This is a genomic window from Nonomuraea typhae (assembly GCF_009760925.1).
Taxonomy (GTDB): Bacteria; Actinomycetota; Actinomycetes; order Streptosporangiales; family Streptosporangiaceae; genus Nonomuraea; species Nonomuraea typhae.
In genome coordinates this window covers 551,013-576,425 of record NZ_VRLV01000005.1, presented here as the reverse complement: position 1 = coordinate 576,425, position 25,413 = coordinate 551,013, and the positions used below count along the sequence as shown (strand labels likewise).

Here is a 25,413-nt window from a genome sequence, read left to right as displayed (position 1 = left end):
CAGGAGAAGCGCACGAGGACCTCGTCCGCACTGGGGCTACTGGGCCGGAGGCATCGTGACGACGATCCTCGTCGTGGCCATCGTGGGAGGCTATGCCTACTACCGCAGCTTGGAAGCCGGCCTGATACGGAAGCCGGTCTCGGACAAGCTCGGCACGCAGCGGCCACCCGAAACCGGGGCGCTCAACCTGCTGATGATCGGATCGGATTCCCGCGAGGGCGACAACCAGAAGTACGGCGCCACCTCCCACGGGCTCGGCGAGCGTAGCGACACGCTCATGCTCCTGCACGTGTCACCGGATCGGGACAAGGTCACGCTGGTCAGCTTTCCGCGCGACCTGATGGTGACCCTCCCCCCATGCGAAGGCCGCAACGGCGGCGTCATCCCCGGGGGACTGCGGCAGATCAACTCGGCGTTCAGCGACGGCGGCGAGGCGTGCGTGATGCGGACCGTCGAATCGCTGACCAAGCTCCGGCTGAACCACTTCGTCAAAGTGGACTTCACCGGGTTCAAAGGCGTCGTGGACGCGCTCGGCGGCATCTCCATCTGCCTGCCCAAGCCGGTCAACGACCCCAAGGCGAAGCTGGTGCTGGCCGCCGGGAAGCACGTGGTGAAGGGTGAGCAGGCGCTCGGGTACGTGCGGGCCCGCTCGTCGATGGGCAACGGCAGCGACCTGTCACGCATCAAGCGGCAGCAGATCTTCCTGACGCAGGTGATGAAGAAGGTCACCGACGGCGGGCTGCTCACCGATCCGAGCCGGCTGGACGCGTTCCTCCGCGCCGCGGTCGCCGCCGTCACCGTCGATGACCAGTTGTCGCTGGATCGCATGCTGGAGATCGCGCGCAGCTTGCAGGGGATGACGGCCGGCCAGCTCAAGGGCATCACGGTGCCCGTTCAGGCGTACAAACCCGACCCCAACCGGGTCGAACTTGCCCAACCGGCCGCCGACGAGTTCTTCACCCGGCTGCGCGACGACGTCGAGGTGACCAAGTCCAGCACACCTCCGCCTGCCGCCGGGGCGCCGGAGAAGATCACCAACGACAAGGTCCGGGTACAGGTGCTCAACGGGTCGGGCAGGGCCGGGCTGGCCAAGCAGGTGGCCAAGGAACTGGCGGCCCAGAAGTTCGTCGTCACCGAGACCGGCAACGCACCCACCACCGCCGTCACCCAGATCCGCTACGCCAAACGGCAGGCCGACGGCGCGGCCTACGGCGACGTGGTGGCGGGGCGGCTCAGCAAGGACAAACGCGCACCGGTCGCGGGCAAGATCAAACCCCTCAGCACCGAACCCTTCACCGCCCGGACCGCTGCCACGCCCCCGCCCACCGCCACCCCGTCGCCCAACGCCTCCACCCCCGCACGGGGTACCACTCCGCCAGGCGACACCCCAGCAGGCGACACTCCGCCGGGCGGCACCCCAGCAGGCGACACCCCCGCAGGTGACCCCCCGGCAGGCGGCGCCTCAGGATCGGGCCGCGCCTCAGGATCGGGCCGCGCCTCAGGGGCGAGCGGCGCCTCAGGATCGGGCGGAGGGCCGATCGTCCAACTCGTCATCGGGGCCGACTGGCCGGGCGTGCGGGTCCTCTCGGTGATTCCGGACTCGCTGAAAGAACAGTCGGTGGACGCCTCAACCAACCCGTGCCAATAGCACGCCTAAGCAAGGCCGCCCCTCCCCTGCCCGTCCGGCAAAGCCGGCAGACCAAGGAGACCTTCCCCGGTCCACCCCGGCAAAGCCGGGCGCGACCCCGTCACCCGGGGAGTGTGGTCAGCGACAGCACCACCTGCGGCGCGGCGGAGAACACGACCGCGACCACCACGGCGGCACCCACGGCGGCCCAGGTGGCCGGGTACGCACGCCCCGCCCGGTGCACGGCGGCCGCCGGAGCAGGGGTGAACAGGCGGGCGGTCCAGGCCACGTAGTAGTACAGCCCGATCACCGTGTTGACCGCCATGACCACGGCCAGCCAGCCCAGCCCCCCGTCCACGATCTCCCGGAAAACCACGACCTTGGCGAACAGGCCCGCCAGACCGGGCGGGAGGCCGGCCAGGCAGATCAGGCAGAACGCCAGCGCCAGCCCGGCCGCGGGCGTGCGGAAGGCCAGGCCCCGGTAGTCGTCCAGTTCGTTCCTCGAACCGGCCCGCGAGACCAGCATGACCACGGCGAACGCACCGAGGTTCATGGCGGCGTAGATGACGAGGTACGCCATCGAGGCGCTGACCGGCGTCGCCGATCCACCACCGAGGCCGGCGGCACTCCCCATGGCCAGCGGGGCCAGGATGTACCCCGACTGGGCCACGGACGACCACGCGAGCAGGCGTACGGCGGAGCGTTGCCGCATGGCGAGCAGGTTGCCTGCGGTCATGGTCAACGCCGAGAGGATGGCGATCAACGGCCCCCAGGTCTCGGCCTGGGAGCGCAGGGCGGCCACCAGGACCAGGATCAGCCCGGCGAACCCCGCCGCCTTGGAGATGACCGACAAAAGGGCAGCCACCGGGATCGGCGCACCCTGGTAGACATCGGCCGCCCAGGAGTGGAACGGCACCGCCGCCACCTTGAAGGCGAAGCCGGCGATCACCAGCACCACGCCCACCGTGACCACCATGGGCAGGGCGCCGGGCGCGCCGGGCGCGGGCGCCTGGCCACTCAGGACCGCGGCCAGCCGGTTGAGGTAGACGGTGCCGGCGACGCCGTACAGCAGAGAGACGCCGAAGAGCATCACGGCGGTCGAGACCACCGAGACCAGGAACAGCTTGACCGCGGCCTCCGAGGAGCGGCCGTCGTAGCGGCGCAGGGCGGTCAGGGCGAAGACCGGCAGCGAGACGAGTTCCAGGGCCACCACGAGCATGATCAGGTCGCGGGAGGCGGGCAGGGCGACGGCGCCGACCAGGGTGCACAGCAGGAGGAAGTACCACTCGCCGACCGGGATGCCGCCGCCCGCCAGCTCGGTCATCGACAGCAGGATCACCACCGCCCCGGCCGCCAGCGTCAGGGCGGCGAAGACCACGGTGAAGTGGTCGGCCACGAACGAGCACATCGGCGGGCCGGGCGTGGCCAGACTGTCCGGGACGCAGAAGGTCGAGCGTGGGCCGGACATGCCCTGCGCCACCACGAAGGCCAGGGCGGCGAGTACTCCGGCCAGGCTGACCAGGCCCAGGGAGGTGCGGACGGCGCCGGTCGCGGGGAGGAAGGCGTCCAGCAGCAGGACGAGTCCCGCCGCCAGGGCCAGAACCAAGGGGGCGGCGATGACGAAATAGTCGATGGACTGGATCACGACACGACCCCCAGCAGCGCCTCGACGGCGGGTGTGGTGAGCGAGAGCAGGAGGCCCGGCCAGAGGCCGAACAGCAGCGTGAGCACGATCAGAGGTACCCAGGCGGCCAGCTCGTAGCCCCTGATGTCGGGCATGCGGGACTTCAGGGCGAGCTGGGCCCCGGCCTCCTCCAGGCGGGTGTCGGCATGCTCGCCCTGTTGCTCCGATCGCGGGGCTGCGGCGTTCGCGGGAAGGCCGTGGGTCACCCGGGACAACATGACCAGGAAGTAGGCGGCGGTCAGCACCGCGCCCAGCCCGCCGATGACCATGAACGTCAGGAACAGCGACCTGGGCAGGCCGGCGGCCGGATCGAAGGCGCCCAGCAGGGCCAGCATCTCGCCCCAGAACCCGGCCAGGCCCGGCAGGCCCAGCGAGGCCACGGCGGCGAAGGTCAGCACCGAGCCCAGGTGCGGGAGGGTCGCCAGCATGCCGCGGATGGAGGGCATGTCGGCGCTCGCGTAGCGTTCCTTGATCGCTCCGGCCAGGAAGAAGAGCAGGCCGGTGATGAGGCCGTGGGCGACGTTCGCGAACAGGGCGCCGTTGATGCCGGGCGTGGTCAGCGTCGCGAAGCCGAGCAGGACGAAGCCCATGTGGCCCACGGACGAGTAGGCGATCATCCGTTTCAGGTCGCGCTGGGCCAGGCAGGCCAGGGCGCCGTAGACGATGCCGACGACCGCGAAGGCGCCCAGCCACGGGGCCACCGCGGCCGCGCCCTCGGGCAGGATGGGGATGGCGATCCTGGCGAAGCCGTACGTGCCCATCTTCAGCAGGACCCCGGCCAGCAGCACCGAGCCGACCGTCGGCGCCTCGGTGTGGGCGTCGGGCAGCCAGGTGTGCAGCGGCCACATCGGCGTCTTCACCGCCAGGCCGACGCCCACCGCCAGGAACGCGATCACCTGGACCGCTCTGGGCAGGCCGCTGCCGTGCCGCTCGGCCAGGGCCACCATGTCGAGCGAGCCCGTCTGCGCCCAGATGAACAGCAGGCCCAGCAGCATCACGACGGAGCCGAGCAGCGTGTACAGGATGAACTTGACCGCCGCCGCCCGCCGCGCCTTGCCGCCCCAGATGGCGATCAGGAAGTACATCGGGATCAGGACGATCTCGAAGAAGACGAAGAACAGCAGCAGGTCGAGGGCCAGGAACGTGCCGATCATGCCGACTTCGAGCACCAGCAGCGTGAACACCAGCGCCCTCGGCCGGGAGTGCAGCAGCCGGCCCGGGCCGCGGCCGTCGCCGAGGCCCAGGTAGACGAAGCACAGGAATGTCAGCAGCGCGGTCAGCGCGACCAGCGGCAGCGAGATCCCGTCGACGCCGAGATGGAACCTGATTCCCAGGCCGGGGATCCACGGGGCGTCGAGGGTGAACTGCATGCGCGCGGCCTGCCCGTACTCGAAGGTGGCCACCATGACCGCGGCCAGCACCAGCACCGCGCCGGAGACCGCCAGCCCGTAGCCGCGCAGCGCCGCCCGCAGCGCGCGCGGGGGCGCGAGCAGGACGAGCGCGCCCAGCAGAGGTACGGCAAGCAGCGCCACAGGCAGCCAGCTCATACGCCCACCACCGGCGGGACAGGAAACCAGAGGACCCCGCTCATGCGAACACCACCGCCCCGACGACGATCAGGAGCACACCGGCGAGGACGCCGCTGACGTAGAGCTGCACGTTGCCGTTCTGGGCCAGGCGCAGCACCCCGGACAGGCCCGTGGCCGTGCGGCCGGAGCCGCGGACCGCGCCGTCGACGACCCGGTCGTCGGTGCTGACCACCAGGCGGGCCAGCATGAGGATCGGGCGGACGAACAACACCGTGTACAGGGTGTCGACGTAGAAGGCGCGCTCGCATGGGGCGCGGAACGGGCCGAGCAGCCGTGCCGGGTCGGCCACCGGGTCGCCGCGCCAGGCGGCGTAGACGACGCCCGCGCCGAGCAGGGCCAGGACGACGCTCGTCACGGCCACGCCGACGTCGAGGTGGAGACCGCCGGCGAAGCCCAGCAGCAGCGCGGGCACGGCCAGCACGGCGATCGGCAGCAGCATGGTCAGCGGGGCCTCGCGGGTGTCGACCACGTGGGCGGTGCCCGGCTTGGGCTCGGGCAGGGCGAGGGTGCGGACGGGGCCGAAGAAGGTACGCAGCCAGGCTCGGGCCGAGTAGGCGCCCGTGGCGACGACGGTGGCCAGCGCGCTGCCGTACAGGAGAAGCGCGGCGGCGTCCGTCAGCGGGCCGCTGCTCGCGGCGGTGTCCATGGCTGCCAGGAGGCTGTCCTTGCTGAAGAAGCCGCTGGCCGGCGGCAGGCCCATGAGGGCGGCGAAGCCGATCGTGGTCGCGGCGAACGTCACCGGCATCTCGCGGCGCAGGCCGCCCATCTGGCTCATCAGGTTCGAGCCGACGTGGTGGATGACCGCGCCCGCGCACAGGAACAGCAGCGCCTTGAACGCGCCATGCGTCAGCAGGTGGAAGATCGCGGCCGAGTCGGAGCCCGCGGCCAGGCCGCCGGCCATGTAGGCGAGCTGGCTGATCGTGGAGTAGGCCAGCACGCGTTTGAGATCGTCCTGGGCCAGCGCGGCGAGGGCGGCGCCCAGCATGCCGAGGGCGGCCAGCACGGCCAGCACGTCGAGGGTGGGCCCCGCGGCCGTGAACGCCGGGAACAGGCGAGCCACGATGAAGATGCCCGCCGCGACCATGGTGGCGGCGTGGATCAGGGCGCTGATCGGCGTGGGGCCCGCCATGGCGTCGGGCAGCCACGTGTGCAGGGGCACCTGGGCGCTCTTGCCCGCCACGCCGGCCAGCAGGAGCATGGTCGCGGTGATCAGCGTGCCCGGCGACATCTCGGGCACCTTGGACAGCACGTCGGCGATCCGGAAACTGCCCGCCCCGATGCCGAGCACGAAGATGCCGAACAGGAAGCCGACATCGCCCAGGCGGGTGACCAGGAACGCCTTCACCGCCGCCCGCGAGTTGGCCCGGTCCTCCCACCAGTGGCCGATCAGCAGGTAGGAGCACAGGCCCATGATTTCCCAGCCCACGTACAGGACCAGCAGGTCGCCCGCGTAGACGACCAGCAGCATGGCACTGGTGAAGAGGCTGACGAAGGCGCTGTAGGACGGGTAGCGGGGGTCGTCGTGGAGGTAGCCGACGGAATAGAGCTGTACGGCCAGCGCCACCACGGTCACCAGGACGCCGAGGACGCCGGACAGGGCGTCGGCCTGGAGGGTGAGCGCGATGGACACCGTGCCGGTCTCGATCGTGCCGTAGGCGGCGCCCGCCGGGAGGACGTCTCGGTCGCCGAAGAACGCGAACCCCTGGGCGGCGGCCAGCCACACCGCGAGGGCGGCCGAGCCCGCGGTGGGCAGGACGGCGATCCACGCCGCCCGCCGATTGCCGCCGCGCCCGGCATGCTCCAGATCCGCTGCAGCCCCCGGCCCGGCTCCCGGCCCCGGCCCGGCTACCGGCTCTGGTGCGGGTACGGCCAGCCGTACGTGATGGGGCCAGCGGGACAGGAGCAGTCCCGCGAAGGCGCCCGCGAACGGCAGGAGCACGATGAGCAGCGGGAACGTGTTCATGCGCTGCCTCCTCGCGTGGCGGGGTGGCCGGGCTGGGCGGTGCCGCCGTCCTGGTCGGAGGCGCCGTTGCCGCGGGTGGTGAGCTGGGGAGAGGTGACGGTGTCGAGGGCGGCGGGGGCTCGGGCGCCGTTGTCGCCTCCCGGCTGGGACGCCTGGGCGGCGGATCCGTCGTGGTCGGAGGGCTCGGCGAGGCTGCGCAGGCGGTCGAGGTCCACGCTCTGGCGGTTGCGGAAGAGCGCGAGCACGATCGCCAGGCCGAGTCCGACCTCGGCGGCCGCGATCACGATGATGAACAACGTCAGCACCTGACCGCTGTGCAGCGCGTCGGCCAGCCACACGTCGAACGCGACCAGGTTGATGTTGACGGCGTTGAGCATGAGCTCGACCGACATCAGCACCAGGATCGTGTTGCGCCGGGCGAGCACGCCGTAGACGCCGATGGAGAAGAGGAGCGCGGAGACGACCGCGGGGTACACGATGTGCACTATGGCCCCCCGGGACCTTCAGCCGGAGCCGACCCGCCGGACTCGCCCACGGGTGGGGGCGCGCCGCGGATGTCGGTGCGGGACAGCACGATGGCGCCGATCAGCGCCGCGAGCAGGAGCACCGAGAGTGCCTCGAACGGCAGGACCCACGTCCTGAACACGCTGGCGCCCAGCTCGCCCGCCGCGCCCTCGCCCGGTTTCAGCGGCGTGTAGGCCGTGCGGAAGCCGTCCACCACGACCGTGACCAGGATCGCCGCCGTCGCCAGCGCCACGACGGCGGCCACGACGCGGTTGCCGCTGTCGAGGTCGGCCGAGCGGCCGATGGGCGCGCGGGTCAGCATGATGCCGAACAACAGCAGCACCACCACGGCGCCCACGTAGATCAGCACCTGCACCCAGGCGACGAACTCCGCCGTCAGCACCAGGTAGACCCCCGCCAGCGCGCCGAAGCAGACGACGAGCCAGAGGGCGGCGTGGACGAGCTGCCTGGTGGTGACGACGAGCAGCGCCGAACCGACGGCCACCGCGCCCAGGAGCAAGAACACGACCTCTTGCGTGGTGGGTGGCAGGAAGGAGGGCGCCGCCTCGGTCACGAATCCTCCTCGGACTCCTGTGTCTCGTCGGACGGGAGCCGCCCGGGTGGACGTATGGACCGAGGATCGGCCATCCGCCGCCTGCGCGGGCTCGCGGATGAATTGTGCTCCTCGGTTTCGGGAAGTTTTGACGGCTCGCCGGAACCTGTGGACAACTGACCGGGACCCGACTCGCCTGTGGACAACTCCTCGGGAGCAGGGGGCTCACCCTCGGCCGCCGGCGGCTCAGGGGTACGGCCGGCGTCGGGGAGCGAACCGGGCGGCCGGATGCCCCGGACGTTCGTCACCGCCCGGCGCGGACGCCGCGGAGCATCTGGCCCTGATGGCGCATCCGCTGACTCGCCGGCGGGATCCTGGGCCGTGGGCGTCTCAGCCGTGGGCGTCTCACCCGTGGGCGTCTGAGCCGGGAGCGTCTGAGCCGAAGGTGTCTGAGCTGGGGGCGCTTGCCCCTCGGGCGTCTGAGCCGAAGGTGTCTGAGCCGGAGGCGTCTGTCCCTCGGGCGTCTGTCCCTCGGGCGTCTGGGGCGAGGGTGTCTGGGGCGACTTGTCAGCAGGGGCGGCCGCGGAGGGCCCGCCCTCACCCGCACCCGCGCCCTCCCCATCCGAAGCACCCGTCTGAGCCGCAGCGGAACCGGCCCCCGCCCCCCTCCTCTGCGCCCCAGGCGCCCTGGGCGGCCGGGCGGCCGGGGCGTCGGACGGCTCCGCCGTACCAGATGCTCGGGCGGGACGGCGGGGCCCGGCCGTGGTCTCCTTGGGCGGTTCGGCGCCGGGGTCATGGCCGGGTGGCGGCGGGACCGTCTGTACCCACGCCTGGAGCTGCTCCTTCTCGTGGAGCAGGTTACGGATGTCCCCCTCGGCGTACTCGAACTCGGGAGACCAGAACAGCGCGTCGAACGGGCACACCTCAATGCAGATGCCGCAGTACATGCAAAGGGCGAAGTCGATGGCGAACCGGTCGAGAACGTTGCGCTGGCGCGGCCGTCCGCCTTCGGGGGCGGGGAGGGTCTCCTTATGGGAGTCGATGTAGATGCACCAGTCCGGACACTCCCTCGCACACAGCATGCAAGAGGTGCAATTCTCCTCAACCAGCGCGATAACGCCACGACTACGAGGCGGAAGGGCGGGCTTGACCTCGGGATACTGCTGCGTAACCGATCTGCGCAGCATGTGGCGAAGGGTGACGGACAACCCTTTTGCCAGGCCTACTCCCGGTATCCGCGCCATGGTTCAACATCATGACGCACTATGCGTCAGAGGTGAATGAGGCAGACGTGTTGTCCCCAGGTTTTCCACAGTCATCCACAGCCTCACCCGGAGTTATCCACAGGAGGTCCCGCCCCGCCTCGACCTGTCACCCGCGCCCGATAGTCTTCCCGCCATGCCACACCCCCACCCCCTCCCCGCCCGGCCCAGCGCCGGGGCCTGGGTTGCCTTCGTGGGCTGGGCGATCATCCCCCTCTTCACCTGCGGTCTCGCCACCCCCCTCACGATCGGCTTCGCCGCCTACTGGCTGCGCAGCACGTTCCACGCCATCGCCGCCGTCTTCTACACGGTGTGCGTGGGCGCGTTCCTGATCACCGCCGCCGCCTACGGCGAGTTCGAGGACATCCCCGAGCCGATGAAGACCCTGATCAGCCTCGGCTTCGGCGTCAGCTGGCTGGGCGGCGTCATCCACAGCGGCATCCTGGTCCCGTTCATGGCCAAGGCCCGGCTGTCCCCCCAGCCCGACCTCCACCAGCGCGTGACCTCCCCCACCTACCAGCCGCGACCCGTCCACATCACCCCGCCCAGCCAGGCCGACTGGATCGGCCCCTACCGCGTCCTGCGCCAGCTGGGCCGCGGCGGCCAGGGCGCGGTCTACCTCGCGGCGGCACCCGACACCAGGAACGTGGCCGTCAAGGTCCTGCACGACCTGGTGGACGAGACGGCCCGCGCCAGGTTCGTCCGCGAGGTCGACGCCGCCCGCCGGGTCGCGACGTTCTCCACGGCCAGACTCCTCGACGTCAACATCACCGGCCGGCACGCCTACATCGTCAGCGAATACGTAGAAGGCCCTTCCCTGGAACAACTGGTCAGGCAACACGGCCCCAGAGACCAGGACAGCCTGACCCGCCTGGCGTTATCCACAGCCGGTGCGCTGGCCGCCATCCACAAGGCAGGAGTCGTCCACAGGGACTTCAAACCCAGCAACGTCCTGATCGGCCCCGACGGGCCGCGGGTGATCGACTTCGGCATCGCCAGAGCGCTCGACCAGGTAACGGTCACCCAGGGCAAAATGATCGGAACCCCGCCCTACATGTCACCCGAACAACTGACCGGCGAACTGGTCGGCCCGGCGTCCGACATCTTCAGCTGGGCGGTGACCATGCTGTTCGCCGCCACGGGCCGCCCGGCGTTCGGCGAGGACACGGTCCCCGCGGTCTTCAACCGCGTGCTCACGGTCCACCCCGACCTGACGCCCCTGCCGCCGGCGTTGCGCGGGGTCATCGGCTCCTGCCTGAACAAACGCCCCGAAGAACGCCCCTCAGCCTCGGACGTCATGCTGGCCATCGTCCACTGACGCCTCTCGGGAAACCGATCGCCTCTCGGGGCGGGCCGTAGTGGTATGCGCCTCAGGGGGAGGTCCGGGGTACGGCGGCGCCTCAGCGGGAGGCGCCTGGGGTACGGCGGCGTCTCAGGGGGAGGCGCCCAGGGGAACGGCCGGCGCCTCAACGGGTGTGGGTCCGGAGGTACGGCCGACGCCTCCGTGGACCCGGCGGCCGGGCGTGGATGGCAGGCGGCTCAGGGTGTGGCGTCGATGGACTGCGTGGTCAGGGAAAAGTACTCCTCGCGCGCCAGGTTACGGACCTCCAGCGGGAATCCGTGCAGGTCGGCGAACCGGTTGACGTGCTCGGGCGACCACGGCCCGGGAATGTGGTGGATGGGGCGGCCGCTGACGGACAGCACGACGAGACCGGCCAGGTCCTCATGCCGGTAGAGAAGGAGACGCGCGGCACGACCGGCATACCCGCTGCGGGGTTTGGTCAAGGGCAAGCCGACCGCCCGCGGGGCCGCCACGGCGTCGTGCCCCTGGGTCCCCGAACCACCTGAAGCACCGGACCCCCCTGAAGCACCGGACCCTCCAGAAGCACCGGACCCCCCTGAAGCACCGGACCCCTCGGAGGCACCGGACCCTCCAGAAGCACCGGATCCACCGGACAGCTCACCCGCAGGAAACGCCTCCGGCGCGATGAGAAGGGACGCCAGCCGCTGCGCCCCCCGATGGATATACAAAACCCCCGACGACACCCGAAGATGACGCCCGCCCGCAGACCCCACGACCACCCCCTTGCGCAGGCTACGCCGGGTCAGCCGCTCCCGGACCGGCGCGAGCAGGAGCAGCAACGGGCTGAACAAGAACACCAGCCACTTAACCTCCACAAACTCCACCAAAAGCCGCCCCAAGGTGGCAAACCCCCGCCACACAACCCACGACCCCGTCGAAGCCAGGTAAGCCATGGCAGCCAGCGCCACCACCCCCAGCCCGACGGCCACCGGCTTCCGCCACCGGGCAGGCGGGCCGGGCCGTACCCCGGTCATCCGGCACCACCCAGGCGCCCGGACGGACAGCGCGGCGCGGACCCGCGGCGAGAAGGCGTCCAGCGCCGGGTGATGCGCCAGCCCGGTCGTCTCGCAGAAGGCGGCGACCTCCTCCGCCGCCCACTCCCCCGGCAGTTCGACCAGCACCAGCCCGGCCGCATCCAGCACGGCCAGCCCGTCGACGTGATGGTCGAAGACCGGAGCCCTGCTCCGGACGTCCAGGACGCTCTGCTCGTAGCGGTAGTGCAGCAACCCGCCAACCCCCCGCAGAGACCGGGACCCCGAGGGCGCGGAAACGACAAGCACGCCGGAGTCCCAGGTCAGGATGGTCTCAGCCGGCGGGCGGGCGCGGAGTTCATGTGGGGACATGTCAGAGCAATACCTTGACGACCCCCGTCAACGCCAGTTGCCCCAGGGCCAGGGGCACCAGCCCCACCCACGCAAGCTTCTGCAACTGGTCCTCACGCAGCCGGGGAAAGCTCACCCGCAACCAGATCACGACAAAGGCCAGCAGGAACACCTTGAGCAGCGTCCACATCCACCCAGGGAGGAACGGCCCGTGCCACCCGCCCAGGAACAACACGGTGGTGAGGAACGACAGCACCACGATCCCGACGTACTCGGAGAGCATGAACAGGGCGAACCGCATCCCGGTGTACTCGGTCATCGGCCCCATGATGATCTCGGACTCGGCGATCGGCATGTCGAACGGCGGACGCCGCAGCTCGGCGAGCCCGGCCACGAAGAAGACGAAGCCGCCGACGGCCTGCCAGGGCAGCCACCACCACTGCCACTGCTCCAGGATCCCGGGCAGCGACAGCGTCCCGGCGGCCATCGCCACGGAGGAGGCGGCCAGGACGAGCGGCAGCTCGTACGACATGAGCTGGGCGGCCGAGCGCATGCCGCCGAGCACGGAGTACTTGTTGGCCGAGGCCCACCCGGCCATGATCGAGCCGAGGACCCCGATTCCCATGACGGCGAGCACGAAGAACAGGCCGAGATCGAGGTTGACGCCGAAGCCGTTGCGGTCGACCGGGATGACGATCAGGACGACGAGGTACGGCACGAGCGCCACGCCGGGTGCGATCATGAAGATGCGGCGGTCGGCCGCGGCCGGGATGACGTCCTCTTTCTGGGCGAACTTGACCCCGTCGGCGATGAGCTGCGCCCAGCCGTGGAAGCCGCCGGCGTACATGGGCCCGAGCCGCGACTGCATGTGGGCCATGACCTTGTGCTCGGTCTGCCCGATGATCAGCGGCAGGAGCAGGAACACGGCGAGGATGACGGCGAAGCGCAGGATCACGTCGAGCATCGGGCCATCTCCAAGGGATCAGTCGGACGTGCCCCAGTCGGCGGGTACTCCGGGCGGCAGGGTCTTGCGGCGGCTGGGCGAGCCGTGCCCGGACTCGCCGGGTTCCTTGGCGCCTGGCCAGACCTTGGCGACGCGGGCGGCCAGGACGAAGTCCTTGCGCAGCGGGTGCCCTTCGAAGCCGTCGGGCAGAAGCAGCGGCACCAGGTTGGGGTGACCGTCGAAGACGACGCCGAACATCTCGTACGTCTCGCGCTCGTGCCAGTTGGCGCCGCGGTAGACGCCGACGGCCGAGGCGAGCCGGGGTTCGGCGCGGGGCACCCAGGTGCGCACGAGCAGACGGGCGCGCTCGGCGGGGTTGTAGAGGTGGGCGACGACGTGGAAGCCCTCGGGCGGGTCGTCGACGCCGGTCAGCCAGTCGAAGAACTCGTAGCCGAGTTCGTCGCGGGCGTGGGTGAGCGCCTCGATCCAGTCGCCGGCGGCCACGTCGGCCGTGCGCTCGCCGAACGTCTCGCTGACCCGGGCGCGCTCGCCCCAGGACTCGAAGCTCACGTGTCCTCCCCGTGGGCGCGCGACCAGATGTAGCGTTCGCTGAGTTTCTCCCCGGAGATCTTCTCCTGAAGCTTCATGATCCCGTAGAGCAGCGCCTCCGGCCGCGGCGGGCAGCCGGGCACGTAGACGTCGACGGGGATGATCTGGTCGACGCCGTTGGTCACGCAGTAGGAGTCCCAGTACGGCCCGCCGGAGTTGGAGCAGGCGCCGAAGGAGATCACGTACTTGGGATCCGGCATCTGCTCATAAAGCCGTTTTACGGCGGGCGCCATCTTGTCCGTGACGGTCCCGGAGACGATCATCAGGTCGGCCTGCCGCGGCCCGTTGGCGAACGGGATGACGCCGAACCTGATGAAGTCGTGCCGGGACGTCGAGGTGGCGATGAACTCGATCGCGCAGCAGGCCAGCCCGAAGTTGAAGACCCACAGCGAATACCGCCGCCCCCAGTTGAGCACGAACCGCATGGGCTTGGGCGCCAACCTGGAGATCGGACCCACGGTGGGCATCGGAAGATCGGCCATGCGGACCATTCTTGCTCGGGGCGTGGACTAGGTCCAGGTGAGGACCTTTTTGCGCCAGGCGTACAGGATGCCGAGGGCGATGAAGCCGAGGAAGACGAACATCTCCACCAGCGTCGTCATGCCGTAGCCGGGGGCGGCGAAGACCGTCGCCCACGGGAACAGGAAGACGGCGTCCACGGCGAAGACCACGTACAGGTACGTGAACACGTAATAGCGGATCTGCGACTGCGCCCAGCCGTCACCGACCGGGTCGACGCCGCACTCGTAGGTGGTCAGTTTCTCGGGCGTCGGCCGGCTGGGGCGCAGCAGGCGGTTGGCCGTCAGCGCGCCGGCCACGATGATCACGCCGATGAGCAGCAGCGCGGCGACCAGAGCGTAGTTGCCGTAGTAGCCGTCCATGGGCTGATCGTAACCTCCGCTACCCCAGGCGGCGAGGAGCCGCGTGACTGCGCAGGGCGGGAGCCACCGGAGCGCCGGTCAGGAAGCGGTCGACGCCGTCCTCCAGCGCCTTGCCGTACACGATCAGGGCGGCGCGCGCGGCCTCGACGGTCAGCTCGATGTCCTCGGGGGTGTGCGCGGCGGAGACCACGAACGACTGGCACAGCACGCCGCGGCGCAGGAGCTCCTGCAGGAAGAGCGTGCGGAACGCCTGGGACGGCCGGCCGTCGGGGTCCCTGGTGGTGAAGATCAGGCAGGAGGGGCGGCCGACCACTTCGACGTGGGGGGCGACGCCGAGGTCGCGGGCGGCCTCGTTGACGCCGTCGGCCAGGGCTCGGCCGCGTTCCTCCATGACGGCCACGGGGTCGTTTTCCGCGTAGGCGCGGATCACCGCGCGCAGGGCGGCCAGCGAGACGCTTTCCGCGCCGTGCGTGGACGACAGCAGGAAGACGCGGGGGCGGTCGGTGCGCAGGCCGCCGAGTTCCATGAGCTCGCGGCGGCCGGTCAGGGCGGAGACGGGGAAGCCGTTGCCGATGCCCTTGCCCCAGCAGGACAGGTCGGGGCGGACGCCGTACAGCTCCTGGGCGCCGGGGTAGGACCAGCGGAATCCGGTGATCATCTCGTCGAAGACGAGGACGGCGCCGTGGTCGGTGCACAGGGCGCGCACGCCTTCGAGGTAGCCGGGCTCGGGCTCGGCCATGGCGGTGCCGGCTTCCATGATGACGCAGGCGATCTGGCCGGGGTGCTCGGCGAAGAGCCTGCCCAGCGCGCCGAGGTCGTTGTAGGGGAAGCGCAGCGTCTGCCGTTTGGTGGCCTCGGGGATGCCGGCGTTCATGTCGAGGGCGCCGACGAACCAGTCGTCGGTGGAGAAGAACGGCTGCTCGCAGATCGCCACGAGGTCGCGCCCGGTGTGGGCACGGGCCAGCCGGAGGGCGGCGGTGGTGACGTCGGAGCCGTTCTTGGCGAACTTGACCATGTCGGCGCCGGGCAGCGGGGCGAGGAAGTCCTCGGCCGCGTGCAGTTCCAGCTCGGTGGGCCGGGTGAAGCTGAGGCCGTCGTCGAGCACGGCTCTGACCGCGTCGAGGACCGGCTGGTAGGCGTGGCCGAGCGTGACCGACCGCAGGCCCATGCCGTACTCGACGAAGCGGTTGCCGTCGGCGTCCCAGACCCGGGCGCCCTTGCCGCGGACGAGCACCGGCGCCATGCCTTCGGGGTACTGGTCGGCGCCGCGGGCGTAGGTATGGGCGCCGCCGGGCACCAGGTCATGGAGCTTGCGCTGAAGAAGAGTCGATTGAAGGAACCCCGTCACCGGTTCTTGATCCCACACCCACCACATCGTAGGCACGCAACTCCATTACGTACATACCCCGCTAAAGGCTCGACTCCAAGATTCCCAAGGGAAGGTAAAACGCGAAAAGGGCCCCCATAGCCTGGCTCGCATGCCCAAAATGCGATTCTTCGGAGGAATCGCGCTAATTGCCGCATCCGTCGCAGGTTGCGGCATGGCCACCGCCTCCCCCGAGGGCGACCGCACGGTCCCCGCCGAGCCGACGAAGATCGATTTCGTGGACCCCTCCCGCGTCGACGGGCTGGTCACCAAAACGCTGAGCGAGGGTGACGCGGGCCGCAGATATGTGCACATCACCTATCCCCAGATCGACGGCGCCGACCCCCTCAACGAAAAGGTGCGCGAGGAGGCCCGGCGCCAGATGCGCGCCTTCCGCGAGTCCACCGCCAAGCACGGGCCGGCCCCCCGCCCCGAGCTCAACGTGGACTGGCAACTGCCCGTCGCCTCCGACGCAACCATCGCGGTACGGCTGCGCACCGGGGAATTCTTCGGGGCCAACTGGGGCAACGCCAATCGCACCTTCTGGTACGACGGCCCGACCAAGCAGGCGTTTCCCTCCTCAGGACTGCTGAGCGGCGGCGAGGCGCTGCGCATCCTGGCCGAGAAGGTGAAGCAGCGCCTGTCGGCCCGAGGGCTGGGAGAGGACGGCTACGAGGTGGGCGCGGATCCCGAGCTGTTCGACTCCATGGCCTTCAACCGCGACGGCGATCTGGTGGTCGAGTTCGACGACTGCCAGGTCGGCGCCTGCTCGCTGGGCAGGGTGGCGGAAGCCGTACCGGCTGCCGAGGCGGAGCCGCTGCTGTCGGAGGCCGGGCGGCGGGCACGGGAGGCGGCGCGGGAGGCCGCCCCCGAGCCGCCGCGGAGCACACCGGAGATGACGCCCACGCACAGCCCGGAGGCGACCAGCAGCCTGGCGGGCACGGTGGACTGCGCGACGGTCAAGTGCGTGGCGCTCACCTTCGACGACGGGCCGGGCCCGCACACGGGCCGGCTCCTGGACATGTTGCGCGACGCGGGGGCGCGGGCAACGTTCTTCACGGTCGGCATCAACGCCGCGGCCCGGCCCGACCTCCTGCGCCGGATGAGCGACGAGGGGCATCTGGTCGGCAACCACAGCTGGGCGCACCGGGATCTGTCGAAGTTGTCCAGCAGCAAGATCACGGATTCGCTCGGACGGACCCAGGACGCGTTGACCGCTACGCTCGGTGAACGCCCGACGCTGGTCCGCCCGCCGTACGGAGCGGTGAGCAAAGACGTCAGAACGGTCGCCAAGGAGCTCGGGGTGGCGCTGGTGAACTGGGACGTCGACACCCGCGACTGGAAGGACAGGAAGCCCGGCGTCGTGGCCAAGCGGGCCGTCAAGGGGGCGCATCCCGGGGCCATCGTCCTGATGCACGACATTCACCGGACAACCGTTGACGCCGTTCCGGACATCCTCAAAAAACTCCGCGGGAAGGGTTACACCTTCGTCACCGTTCCAGAGTTGTACGGTACTGCAAGCATGCAGGCCGGACGCTTGTACCTATCGGGGGCGGCGCAATCGGAAGCCAACCCCTGACGTATCCGGCGGTTGAGGGGGACGTATAGTTGGCGCTCGTGACCCGAACGGCCCTCTTCTCCCGCCTGCACGTCGATCTCTGCAGGCTCGCGTCCGGGCTGTGTCACCCGTAGTCGTTCTCCCCCGCATCCCCTAACTTTCATCGCGTTTACCCGCATTGTGCGGCGAGGAAACGTCTTGACCCTTCCGAGGATCTAGCATGGAAACAGAGACCGCGCCCACTCCCGCGCAACGGCGCGCCGAGGAGGACTCGTGACCGAGCGTAGCGAGGGCACACAAAGACGCACCGCCCCGGACAAGGAGGCGTTGTGACGAAGCAGGTTCAGCAACTCGACCGCGTGATCATCAGGTTCGCCGGCGACTCCGGCGACGGCATGCAGCTCACCGGTGACCGCTTTACCGCCGGCACGGCGGAGTTCGGCAACGACCTGTCCACGTTGCCCAACTTCCCCGCCGAGATCCGCGCCCCTGCGGGCACCCTGCCGGGGGTTTCCAGCTTCCAGCTCCACTTCGCCGACCACGACATCCTCACACCGGGTGATGCCCCTAATGTCCTGGTCGCGATGAACCCTGCCGCGCTCAAGGCCAACCTCGGCGATCTTCCCCGGGGCGCGGACATCATCGCCAACACCGACGAGTTCACCAAGCGCAACCTCCAGAAGGTCGGCTACGACGGCAACCCGCTCGAGGACGACTCGCTGGCAGAGTGGCGCGTGCACGCGGTGCCGCTGACCTCACTCACGGTCAAGGCCCTCGAGGGCTTCGACATCTCCAAGAAGGACGCCGAGCGCTCCAAGAACATGTTCGCGCTGGGCCTGCTCTCGTGGCTCTACCACCGGCCCACCGAGCACACGATCTCGTTCCTGGAGCAGAAGTTCGCCAAGAAGCCCGAGATCGCCAAGGCGAACATCGCGGCCTTCCAGGCGGGCTGGAACTACGGCGAGACCACCGAGTCGTTCTCGGTCTCCTACGAGATCAAGCCGGCCAAGCTGGAGCCGGGCGTCTACCGCAACATCTCGGGCAACCAGGCGCTGGCCTACGGCCTCATCGCGGCCAGCGTGCAGTCCAAACTGCCGTTGTTCCTGGGCTCCTACCCGATCACCCCGGCCAGCGACATCCTCCACGAGCTGTCGAAGCACAAGCAGTTCGGGGTGCGCACCTTCCAGGCGGAGGACGAGATCGCCGGCGTCGGCGCCGCCCTGGGCGCGGCCTTCGGCGGCGCGCTGGGCGTGACCACGACCAGCGGTCCGGGCGTCGTGCTCAAGGGCGAGACCGTGGGCCTCGCGGTCATGACCGAGCTGCCGCTGATCCTCGTGGACGTGCAGCGGGCCGGGCCCTCGACGGGCATGCCGACCAAGACCGAGCAGACCGACCTGCTGATGGCCATGTTCGGCCGCAACGGCGAGTCTCCGGTGCCGATCGTGGCGCCCAGCTCGCCGAGCGACTGCTTCGACGCGGCGATCGAGGCGGCCAGGATCGCGGTGAAGTACCGGACGCCGGTGTACCTGCTGTCCGACGGTTACCTGGCCAACGGTTCCGAGCCGTGGCGCCTGCCCGAGGTTTCCGACTTGCCGGATATCTCCACTGAATTCGCCGTGGTGACCGACGACGAGTTCAAGCCGTACACGCGGAACCCCGAGACGCTGGCCCGCCCCTGGGCCATCCCCGGCACACCCGGCCTGGAGCACCGCATCGGCGGCATCGAGAAGGCCGACGGCACCGGCAACATCTCCTACGACCCCAACAACCACGACCGCATGGTCCGGCTCCGGCAGGCCAAGATCGACGGGATCGACGTCCCCGACCTGGAGGTCGACGACCCCCACGACGGCACCCGGGTGCTCGTGCTGGGCTGGGGCTCGACCTACGGGCCGATCGCGGCAGCCGTACGCCGCATCAGGAAGGCCGGCGGCAAGGTCGCGCAGGCACATCTGCGCCACCTCAACCCGCTGCCCGCCAACACCGGCGAGGTCCTCAAGAGCTACGACAAGGTGCTGCTGCCCGAGATCAACCTCGGCCAGCTGGCCCTGATCCTGCGCGCCAAGTTCCTGGTGGACATCATCAGCTACAACCGTGTGCGCGGGCTCCCGTTCAAGGCCGAGGAATTGGCCGGAGTCATCCAGGACGTGATCGACAGTGACTGAGCTGGTCAACGGCAAGGGGCTGGACCTCATCCCCAAGACCGACGCGAAGCAGACGCTCAAGGACTTCAAGTCCGACCAGGAGGTGCGCTGGTGCCCGGGTTGCGGTGACTACGCGATCCTGGCCGCGGTGCAGAGCTTCCTGCCCGAGCTGGGGCTGCGCCGCGAGAACATCGTCTTCGTCTCCGGCATCGGCTGCTCCTCGCGTTTCCCGTACTACCTCAACACCTACGGCTTCCACTCGATCCACGGCCGCGCGCCGGCGATCGCGACCGGCCTCGCGGCCAGCCGTCCCGACCTGTCGGTGTGGGTGATCACGGGGGACGGCGACGCCCTGTCGATCGGCGGCAACCACCTCATCCACGCCCTCCGGCGCAACGTCAACCTCAACGTCCTGCTGTTCAACAACCGGATCTACGGGCTGACCAAGGGCCAGTACTCCCCCACCTCCGAGGTCGGGAAGATCACCAAGTCGACGCCCATGGGCTCGCTGGACAAGCCGTTCAACCCGATCTCGCTGGCCATCGGGGCCGAAGCCTCGTTCGTGGCCAGGACCATCGACTCCGACCGCAAGCACCTGCAGTCGGTGCTGCGCGAGGCGACCGCCCACCGCGGCACGTCGCTGGTCGAGATCTACCAGAACTGCAACATCTTCAACGACAACGCCTTCGAGCCGCTCAAGGACCCCGAGGTCCGCGACGACATCACGCTGCGCCTGGAGCACGACCAGCCGATCGTGAGCACCACCAAGGCCGTCGTGCGCGCGGCCGGCGGCGGCATCCGGGTGGCCGACCGGGCCACAGTGGACGAGGACGAAATCCTTATCCATGACGCCCACAATCCCGACCCTTCGGTGGCCTTCGCGCTGAGCCGCCTGGACGAGCCGGCCTTCGAACACGTGCCGATCGGCATCTTCCGGCAGGTCGACCGGCCTGCGTACGACGTGCTCATGGCCGAACAGCTCGAGCAGGCGGCGGCCAAGCAGGGTCCCGGCGATCTCAGCGAACTGTTGCTGGGCGGAGACACCTGGCGCATTAGCTGAGCCGAGTTAACAATGGCTCCGTAGCAGACCCTCTGTCTCGGAGACCTCATTGGCTGCCAAGAGCGTGGTATCTGCCATTTTGCTCTTGGCAGCCACCTTTCTCGGGCTACCGGCGGTAACACTCCTACCGCCGCCAGTCCCGCACATCACCGTGGCCGAATCCGAGCCACCGGTCGAACCCGACTGCGGCGGCCACTCATGCCGCCTCACCCGCGCCCCGCGACACGTCGGCCTGGCCCACTGCCCGGCCAAGCGTGCCCGGCCGTACGCCGCCCCCATCTCGAGACCGCAACGACGACGGCACGAGATCCGCCGGAACGTGCCACGACGCCGTCCACGCAAGGAACCCCGCCGCCGCGCTCTCACCAGGGCCGGGCCCGACCCTGATCCTCATAGTCCCGGTCATCCCCCGCCGAGCCCGAGGGGGCCGCCGCCCCTTCCTTCAGGCACGTTCCGGCATGTCATGAGGGAGGGAGAAGAACAATGCCGCAATGGCAGAGAACCCGCGCACTCGTCACAGGCGCCTCAGGGTTCATAGGAGCACATCTCACGCGCCGACTCGAACAACTCGGCGCCGAAGTACACGCGGTAAGCCGCCGGCCGCAATCACGCACCGGTCGCGAGATCTGGCACCAATGCGACCTACGGGACGCCGAGCCCACCGCCGAACTCCTGGGCACAGTCCGCCCCGACCTGCTCTTCCACCTCGCCAGCGAGGTCACCGGCACCAGAGACGTCGGCATGGTCAGAGCCATCCTCCACGGCAACCTGATCGCCGCCGTCAACCTGCTCACCGCCGCAGTCAACCGGCCCATGCGGCTGGTCTTCGCCGGATCGATCGAAGAACTGCGCTCCGACCAGGGCGTGCCGCACTCGCCGTACTCCGCCGCCAAGACCTCGGCAGCGATCTACGCACGGCTCTTCCACCACCTGTTCGCGGTGGACGTGTCCGTCCTGCGCATCGCCATGGTGTACGGCCCCGGCCAGCAGGACACCACCAAACTGGTGCCCTACGTCACCACCTCGCTGCTCAACGGGCAAACCGCCCAGTTGGGCAGCGGTACCCGGCTGGTGGACTGGATCTACATAGACGACGTGATCGAGGCATTCATCGCCGCCGCAGAAAGCCCGAAGGCCGCGGGCGGCATGTACGACGTGGGCAGCGGGATCGGCGTGTCCATCCGCGACACCGTCGAACTGCTCCACCGCCTGGCCGCCAGCCCGACCCCGCCCGAGTACGGCGCGCTGCCCGACCGGCAGCTCGACCGCGCCCACATCGCCGACCTGGCCCCGACCGGGGCCGCACTCGGCTGGCAACCCAGGACCTCGCTGGTCGACGGGTTGAAGAACACCATCGCGTGGTACGCCGACCAGGGCAGAAAGACCTGAGACAGAGGCGCGGGGCGGACCGGCCACCCCGGTCCGCCCCGCGCTTTCTCCAGTTGGTGTCCAGGCAGACGCGGCAGGTGAACCGATCCGCAACTATCGGGTCGTGTGGGCCCTGCACCTCGCCTTCCCAGTCGTTCCGCCGGCGATCGTCTGGCCGAGCCGGACGGCCGCGCTCTCGCTGCCCTCGAGTTTCCTGGACAAGCCACTTCACGGGGAATCATCACCGCCCCGGTGCGGTCAAAAGTCTGACTATTTCGAATTTTCGCTGCGGCCTTGCCGAAGGTCACCCCGCCAGTTGTATGGTGAATTCGGGGAAAACTTACGGGAATTCTTTTCGGGTTCACCAAGTCAACCGGCCGGAATACGGGATTCGGCTCGTCTATCAACGGGGAGAGGTGAGGCGGTAACACGCGGCCCGGTCATCGACAACCGGGCCTCGTTCGCAGCATCAGGGGAAACAAACATGCCATCAAGAACAAGGTCTTAGTGCTGTTCGTCGCGACCCGGACCGGTCCGTCGTGACCTATCCGACAGTGCCTGCGGACGCGCAGTCCAGGCACCTGGCCGGGGATGTCCCCGGCGGCGGGACGTACCCATCACAGCGATGTCTGGAACTGCCAGTCCGGGTGGCCCCACCGTAGTCAGATGGAAGAACTTCGACCTCTTCCGCTGTAACCGATGCGGGCTATTTCGTGAACCACCAGACCGGACGACGAGGTGCACGACCAGAACTGGACACCCGTCTGGTCCATTCGTAATTGCTGACCACCGTGTGGTGAGTTGAGCCTATATTCCGCGGGGAATTCAGTTGCCGAGGTAGCGCAGCACCGCCGCCACCCTCCTGTCCACCCGGTCGGTCTGCGTCAGGTCGAGCTTGGCGAAGATGTTGCGGATGTGTTTGTGCACCGCCCCCTCCGAGATCACCAGTTTGTCGGCGATCGCCATGTTGCCCAGCCCCTCGGCCATCAGGGAGAGCACTTCGCGTTCCCTGGCGGTGAGCTGGTCGAGAGGGTCGCGGCGGCGGGTGAAGAGCTGCGCCACCACGTCGGGGTCGATCGCCGTGCCGCCGTCGGCGACCCGGTTGAGCGCCTCCATGAACTCCTCGACCTTGCCGACCCGTTCCTTGAGCAGGTAGCCGATGCCTTTGGTGCCGCCGGCCAGCAGGTCGGTGGCGAACGCCTGCTCCACGTAGGCCGACAGCACGAGCACGCCCAGCTCCGGATGCAGCCGCTTGGCCTCGACGGCGGCCTTGATGCCCTCGTCGGTGTGCGTGGGCGGCATGCGGACGTCCACGACGGCCACGTCGGGCAGGTGCTCTTCGACGGCGGCCAGAAAGCCTCCGGGTTCGCCGGTGGCGGCGGCCACCTCGACGCCTTCGCCGCTGAGCAACAGGACCATGCCTTCACGGAGCAGCGCGTCATCCTCGGCGATCACGACTCGCACGGCAGTTCCACCTCGATCACGGTCGGCCCCCCGCAGGGGCTCGTCAGGGTCATCATTCCGTCGTGTGCTTCGACGCGGCGCCGGATCCCGGCCAGGCCGGTCCCGGTGTCGTCGCGGGCACCGCCCTTGCCGTCGTCGCGCACCATGATGCGCAGGGCGGGCCCGTTCCGTTCGACCAGGACCTCGGCCTGCCGGGCGCCGCTGTGCTTGCTGACGTTGGTGAGCGCTTCGGCCACGGTGAAGTAGGCGGCGGTCTCCACCGACAGCGGCACCGGCCCCGTCTCGCCGACGGTCAGCCGGCAGGGGACGGCGCAGCCGGAGGCCAGGGCGCTGAGCGCGCCGGACAGCCCTCTGTCCTCGAGGATGGGCGGCAGCAGGGCGCGTACCACGGCGCGCAGTTCGGCCGCGGCCTGCTCGGCGGCGTTCTGCGCACGGTCGAGCGCGTGCAGGGCGCGTTCGGGGTCGCGGGCGACGGCCCGCTTGGCCGCCGCGACGGTGACGACGACCGCGTTGAGCCGGTTCTGGGTGCCGTCGTGCAGGGCGCGTTCGATCCTGCGCAGTTCGGTGGCGTGGGCGCGCAGTGCGCCCGCCCGCGTCGCGGTGAGCTGCACGATGCGCTTGGACAGGTCCACGGAGGGGTGCGGGACGAGCAGCCGGGTCGCCGGATGCTCCTGCAGGCGGGTCAGCGCAGGGGACAGGCGGATCAGTCCCACGAGGACGACCGCGCCCATGAACGAGGTGAAGATCGCGGCCGGCCAAGTCTGCACCGGCACGTCGAAGTTCGTCGTCTGCTCCTGCGGCGGCAGCAGCTGCCACCACAGCGGGTAGCTGATCTCACGCACCGCGGCGATGGGCATGAGCACGCCCAGCACCCCGCACAGCAGCCCCAGCGTGGCGTGCGAGCCGAGCCAGCCGAGGTCGCGCAGCGTGGCACGGTCGGCGCGCACCGCGCGCATCCTGGCGGCCCACCCGGCCCCGGGCATTCTGTCCTGCGTGTAGGGGGAGACGATCTCGACGCCGCGGCGGCGCAGCCGTTCGCGCTCCCGCTCGGCCAGCGCCCTGGTCACCGCGACCATCGGCAGGACGAGCAGCAGCCCCACGCCCAGCAGGCAGGCGGCGCCGACGAGCGCCCAGCAGAGCATCGTCAGCACGGCCAAGGACGCGGTGCCGAGCCCTCCCGCCAGCCGTTTGAAGGTGACCAGCATGTAGCCAAGGTACCGTCGAACCGGACATAACTCCCTCCAGCAGGCACTACTCCATCTGGGTAGCCTCCGGGATTTCCGCAGATCAGGCGGGTTCCTAGGGTCGGACCCATGACAAGCGACACCACCTTCCGCGCCTTCCTCTGGATCGTCCTGACCGCCTGCGCGGCGGTCAACGTGATCGCCAACAACATCCTCAGCGGGACCACCTGGATCGGCTACATCGCCGGGGGCATCGCCCTCGCCTGCATCGCCGGCCTCATCACCAGCCACGTCAGGGGCCGCAAGCAGGGAAGCTGAGTCACACGTCAAGGAGTGTCGGATGCTCCCGGTGGATCCAGGCTCCGTCCAGCCGCACTCCTGATTCCCGCTCGATCACGGCCAGGGACACCGCGTGCCGGTAGTAGGGATCCTGCGTGGCGTCGTCCAGGTCGTAACGGGCGAAGAGAGGGGCGTGCCCGGCCATCGGGCCGAGTCCCGTCGCCCAGGTTTCGCGGGGTTCATAGGGGTTCCAGCCGCCGGTGACGGCGCCGTCGTCCCAGATCAGCATGGTGAAGTCGGCGTTGACGTCCCAGGTGACCGTCCACGCACGGGCATCCCGGCTCAGCGGTTCCATCACCTCGGGCAGGAGACCCGCGTATCCGCCGATCTGGAACAGCGCCACGCCGTCGCCCGCCTCGTCCAGGGACAGGGCGGTCTCCCCCATGTGGGCGAGTTCGGCGGCGTCGAGGGTGTGCATGTGCTCGAGCTCTTCCGGGGTACGGCCCAGCCTGATCACGGCGTCGTTCACGGTGAGGGTGCCGGTCCGGGGTTTGACCACGATCCAGCAGACGTCCTCGGGCAGGCTCTGCCTGACGATCCGCGTGTAGAGGTCGATCAACTCGGCCGTCATGACCGCTCCCGGCGGTGGAGCCGGGGCGCCCGGCGGACTTCCGCGAGGCGCCCCGGGCG

Annotated in this window: 22 protein-coding genes and 1 pseudogene; 8 read left to right on the top strand and 15 right to left on the bottom strand. The window is 69.6% G+C overall.

The window, feature by feature from the left end; genetic code table 11:
• The first annotated feature begins 55 nt into the window (after positions 1–55).
• The gene (locus FVE25_RS22140) at positions 56–1,648 is read left to right on the top strand and encodes an LCP family protein (protein ID WP_246267281.1); all 1,593 of its coding nucleotides are present in this window, start codon (positions 56–58) and stop codon (positions 1,646–1,648) included.
• Between the two features lie 100 nt (positions 1,649–1,748).
• Here FVE25_RS22140 and FVE25_RS22135 read toward each other — a convergent pair whose 3' ends face one another.
• The 6 genes and pseudogenes from FVE25_RS22135 to FVE25_RS55315 form a co-directional block, all read right to left on the bottom strand.
• Positions 1,749–3,272, bottom strand: coding sequence for an NADH-quinone oxidoreductase subunit N (locus tag FVE25_RS22135; protein ID WP_157248903.1), 1,524 nt, complete (start codon positions 3,270–3,272; stop codon positions 1,749–1,751).
• The gene (locus FVE25_RS22130) at positions 3,269–4,858 is read right to left on the bottom strand and encodes a complex I subunit 4 family protein (RefSeq protein WP_157248902.1); all 1,590 of its coding nucleotides are present in this window, start codon (positions 4,856–4,858) and stop codon (positions 3,269–3,271) included. Before FVE25_RS22130 ends, FVE25_RS22135 begins: the two co-directional genes overlap by 4 nt.
• A gap of 40 nt (positions 4,859–4,898) precedes the next feature.
• Positions 4,899–6,863, bottom strand: coding sequence for an NADH-quinone oxidoreductase subunit 5 family protein (locus FVE25_RS22125; protein ID WP_157248901.1), 1,965 nt, complete (start codon positions 6,861–6,863; stop codon positions 4,899–4,901).
• Positions 6,864–7,066: 203 nt separating this feature from the next.
• Positions 7,067–7,348 (bottom strand): annotated as a pseudogene (gene nuoK, locus FVE25_RS56845) (NADH-quinone oxidoreductase subunit NuoK); the annotation flags it as partial.
• On the bottom strand, positions 7,348–7,941 hold the full coding sequence (locus FVE25_RS22115; protein ID WP_246267279.1) for an NADH-quinone oxidoreductase subunit J family protein: 594 nt from the start codon (positions 7,939–7,941) through the stop codon (positions 7,348–7,350). The gene FVE25_RS22115 and the pseudogene nuoK, both read right to left, overlap by 1 nt.
• Positions 7,938–9,107 carry a 4Fe-4S binding protein gene (locus FVE25_RS55315; RefSeq protein ID WP_343046151.1) on the bottom strand — a complete coding sequence of 390 codons (1,170 nt, stop codon included), beginning with the start codon at positions 9,105–9,107 and terminating at the stop codon, positions 7,938–7,940. Before FVE25_RS55315 ends, FVE25_RS22115 begins: the two co-directional genes overlap by 4 nt.
• Positions 9,108–9,318: 211 nt before the next feature.
• On the opposite strand from FVE25_RS55315, the gene FVE25_RS22105 reads away from it, so the two are divergent.
• Positions 9,319–10,500 (top strand): serine/threonine-protein kinase, encoded by a 1,182-nt coding sequence (locus FVE25_RS22105; RefSeq protein ID WP_157248900.1) that lies wholly within the window; start codon positions 9,319–9,321, stop codon positions 10,498–10,500.
• 221 nt (positions 10,501–10,721) lie between these two features.
• On the opposite strand, the gene FVE25_RS53910 is transcribed toward FVE25_RS22105, so the two are convergent.
• The 6 genes from FVE25_RS53910 to FVE25_RS22075 form a co-directional block, all read right to left on the bottom strand.
• A complete protein-coding gene (locus FVE25_RS53910) occupies positions 10,722–11,771 on the bottom strand; it encodes a hypothetical protein (RefSeq protein WP_181019667.1) in 1,050 nt (349 codons plus the stop codon).
• Between the two features lie 118 nt (positions 11,772–11,889).
• Positions 11,890–12,831: a complex I subunit 1/NuoH family protein gene (locus FVE25_RS22095; protein ID WP_157248899.1), complete on the bottom strand. Its 942-nt coding sequence runs from the start codon at positions 12,829–12,831 to the stop codon at positions 11,890–11,892.
• Positions 12,832–12,849: 18 nt separating this feature from the next.
• Positions 12,850–13,380 carry an NADH-quinone oxidoreductase subunit C gene (locus FVE25_RS22090; RefSeq protein ID WP_157248898.1) on the bottom strand — a complete coding sequence of 177 codons (531 nt, stop codon included), beginning with the start codon at positions 13,378–13,380 and terminating at the stop codon, positions 12,850–12,852.
• Positions 13,377–13,901, bottom strand: coding sequence for an NADH-quinone oxidoreductase subunit B (locus FVE25_RS22085; protein ID WP_157248897.1), 525 nt, complete (start codon positions 13,899–13,901; stop codon positions 13,377–13,379). Before FVE25_RS22085 ends, FVE25_RS22090 begins: the two co-directional genes overlap by 4 nt.
• 27 nt (positions 13,902–13,928) lie before the next feature.
• The gene (locus FVE25_RS22080; protein WP_157248896.1) at positions 13,929–14,300 is read right to left on the bottom strand and encodes an NADH-quinone oxidoreductase subunit A; all 372 of its coding nucleotides are present in this window, start codon (positions 14,298–14,300) and stop codon (positions 13,929–13,931) included.
• A 19-nt stretch (positions 14,301–14,319) separates the two neighbouring features.
• The gene (locus FVE25_RS22075) at positions 14,320–15,666 is read right to left on the bottom strand and encodes a glutamate-1-semialdehyde 2,1-aminomutase (protein WP_219825598.1); all 1,347 of its coding nucleotides are present in this window, start codon (positions 15,664–15,666) and stop codon (positions 14,320–14,322) included.
• A gap of 175 nt (positions 15,667–15,841) precedes the next feature.
• On the opposite strand from FVE25_RS22075, the gene FVE25_RS56355 reads away from it, so the two are divergent.
• The 5 genes from FVE25_RS56355 (at position 15,842) to FVE25_RS22055 (ending at position 21,817) form a co-directional block, all read left to right on the top strand.
• Positions 15,842–17,245, top strand: coding sequence for a polysaccharide deacetylase family protein (locus FVE25_RS56355; RefSeq protein ID WP_157248895.1), 1,404 nt, complete (start codon positions 15,842–15,844; stop codon positions 17,243–17,245).
• Between the two features lie 38 nt (positions 17,246–17,283).
• The gene (locus tag FVE25_RS57045; protein ID WP_425489496.1) at positions 17,284–17,358 is read left to right on the top strand and encodes a putative leader peptide; all 75 of its coding nucleotides are present in this window, start codon (positions 17,284–17,286) and stop codon (positions 17,356–17,358) included.
• Between the two features lie 195 nt (positions 17,359–17,553).
• On the top strand, positions 17,554–19,389 hold the full coding sequence (locus FVE25_RS22065) for a 2-oxoacid:acceptor oxidoreductase subunit alpha (protein WP_157248894.1): 1,836 nt from the start codon (positions 17,554–17,556) through the stop codon (positions 19,387–19,389).
• Positions 19,382–20,428, top strand: coding sequence for a 2-oxoacid:ferredoxin oxidoreductase subunit beta (locus FVE25_RS22060; RefSeq protein WP_157248893.1), 1,047 nt, complete (start codon positions 19,382–19,384; stop codon positions 20,426–20,428). Before FVE25_RS22065 ends, FVE25_RS22060 begins: the two co-directional genes overlap by 8 nt.
• Positions 20,429–20,911: 483 nt before the next feature.
• Positions 20,912–21,817 (top strand): NAD-dependent epimerase/dehydratase family protein, encoded by a 906-nt coding sequence (locus tag FVE25_RS22055; RefSeq protein ID WP_157248892.1) that lies wholly within the window; start codon positions 20,912–20,914, stop codon positions 21,815–21,817.
• A gap of 804 nt (positions 21,818–22,621) precedes the next feature.
• Here the strand turns inward: FVE25_RS22055 and FVE25_RS22050 are convergent.
• Both FVE25_RS22050 and FVE25_RS22045 read right to left on the bottom strand, forming a co-directional pair.
• On the bottom strand, positions 22,622–23,260 hold the full coding sequence (locus FVE25_RS22050; protein ID WP_157248891.1) for a response regulator transcription factor: 639 nt from the start codon (positions 23,258–23,260) through the stop codon (positions 22,622–22,624).
• Positions 23,248–24,465 (bottom strand): sensor histidine kinase, encoded by a 1,218-nt coding sequence (locus FVE25_RS22045; RefSeq protein ID WP_157248890.1) that lies wholly within the window; start codon positions 24,463–24,465, stop codon positions 23,248–23,250. The genes FVE25_RS22050 and FVE25_RS22045 overlap by 13 nt, the downstream gene beginning before the upstream one ends.
• A 108-nt stretch (positions 24,466–24,573) precedes the next feature.
• Here FVE25_RS22045 and FVE25_RS22040 point away from each other — a divergent pair, with 108 nt between their 5' ends.
• On the top strand, positions 24,574–24,762 hold the full coding sequence (locus tag FVE25_RS22040) for a hypothetical protein (RefSeq protein WP_157248889.1): 189 nt from the start codon (positions 24,574–24,576) through the stop codon (positions 24,760–24,762).
• A gap of 1 nt (position 24,763) precedes the next feature.
• Here the strand turns inward: FVE25_RS22040 and FVE25_RS22035 are convergent, their stop codons facing one another.
• A complete protein-coding gene (locus FVE25_RS22035; protein WP_157248888.1) occupies positions 24,764–25,354 on the bottom strand; it encodes a DUF6461 domain-containing protein in 591 nt (196 codons plus the stop codon).
• Positions 25,355–25,413: the final 59 nt, after the last annotated feature.

Coding starts and splice junctions, on each gene's coding strand:
- FVE25_RS22130 (WP_157248902.1), bottom strand. CDS start 4,858: ATGAGCTGGCTGCCTGTGGCGCTGCTTGCCGTACCTCTGCTGGGCGCG.
- FVE25_RS22125 (WP_157248901.1), bottom strand. CDS start 6,863: ATGAACACGTTCCCGCTGCTCATCGTGCTCCTGCCGTTCGCGGGCGCC.
- FVE25_RS55315 (WP_343046151.1), bottom strand. CDS start 9,107: ATGCTGCGCAGATCGGTTACGCAGCAGTATCCCGAGGTCAAGCCCGCC.
- FVE25_RS22105 (WP_157248900.1), top strand. CDS start 9,319: ATGCCACACCCCCACCCCCTCCCCGCCCGGCCCAGCGCCGGGGCCTGG.
- FVE25_RS22095 (WP_157248899.1), bottom strand. CDS start 12,831: ATGCTCGACGTGATCCTGCGCTTCGCCGTCATCCTCGCCGTGTTCCTG.
- FVE25_RS22085 (WP_157248897.1), bottom strand. CDS start 13,901: ATGGCCGATCTTCCGATGCCCACCGTGGGTCCGATCTCCAGGTTGGCG.
- FVE25_RS22080 (WP_157248896.1), bottom strand. CDS start 14,300: ATGGACGGCTACTACGGCAACTACGCTCTGGTCGCCGCGCTGCTGCTC.
- FVE25_RS56355 (WP_157248895.1), top strand. CDS start 15,842: ATGGCCACCGCCTCCCCCGAGGGCGACCGCACGGTCCCCGCCGAGCCG.
- FVE25_RS22055 (WP_157248892.1), top strand. CDS start 20,912: ATGCCGCAATGGCAGAGAACCCGCGCACTCGTCACAGGCGCCTCAGGG.
- FVE25_RS22045 (WP_157248890.1), bottom strand. CDS start 24,465: ATGCTGGTCACCTTCAAACGGCTGGCGGGAGGGCTCGGCACCGCGTCC.
- FVE25_RS22040 (WP_157248889.1), top strand. CDS start 24,574: ATGACAAGCGACACCACCTTCCGCGCCTTCCTCTGGATCGTCCTGACC.
- FVE25_RS22035 (WP_157248888.1), bottom strand. CDS start 25,354: ATGACGGCCGAGTTGATCGACCTCTACACGCGGATCGTCAGGCAGAGC.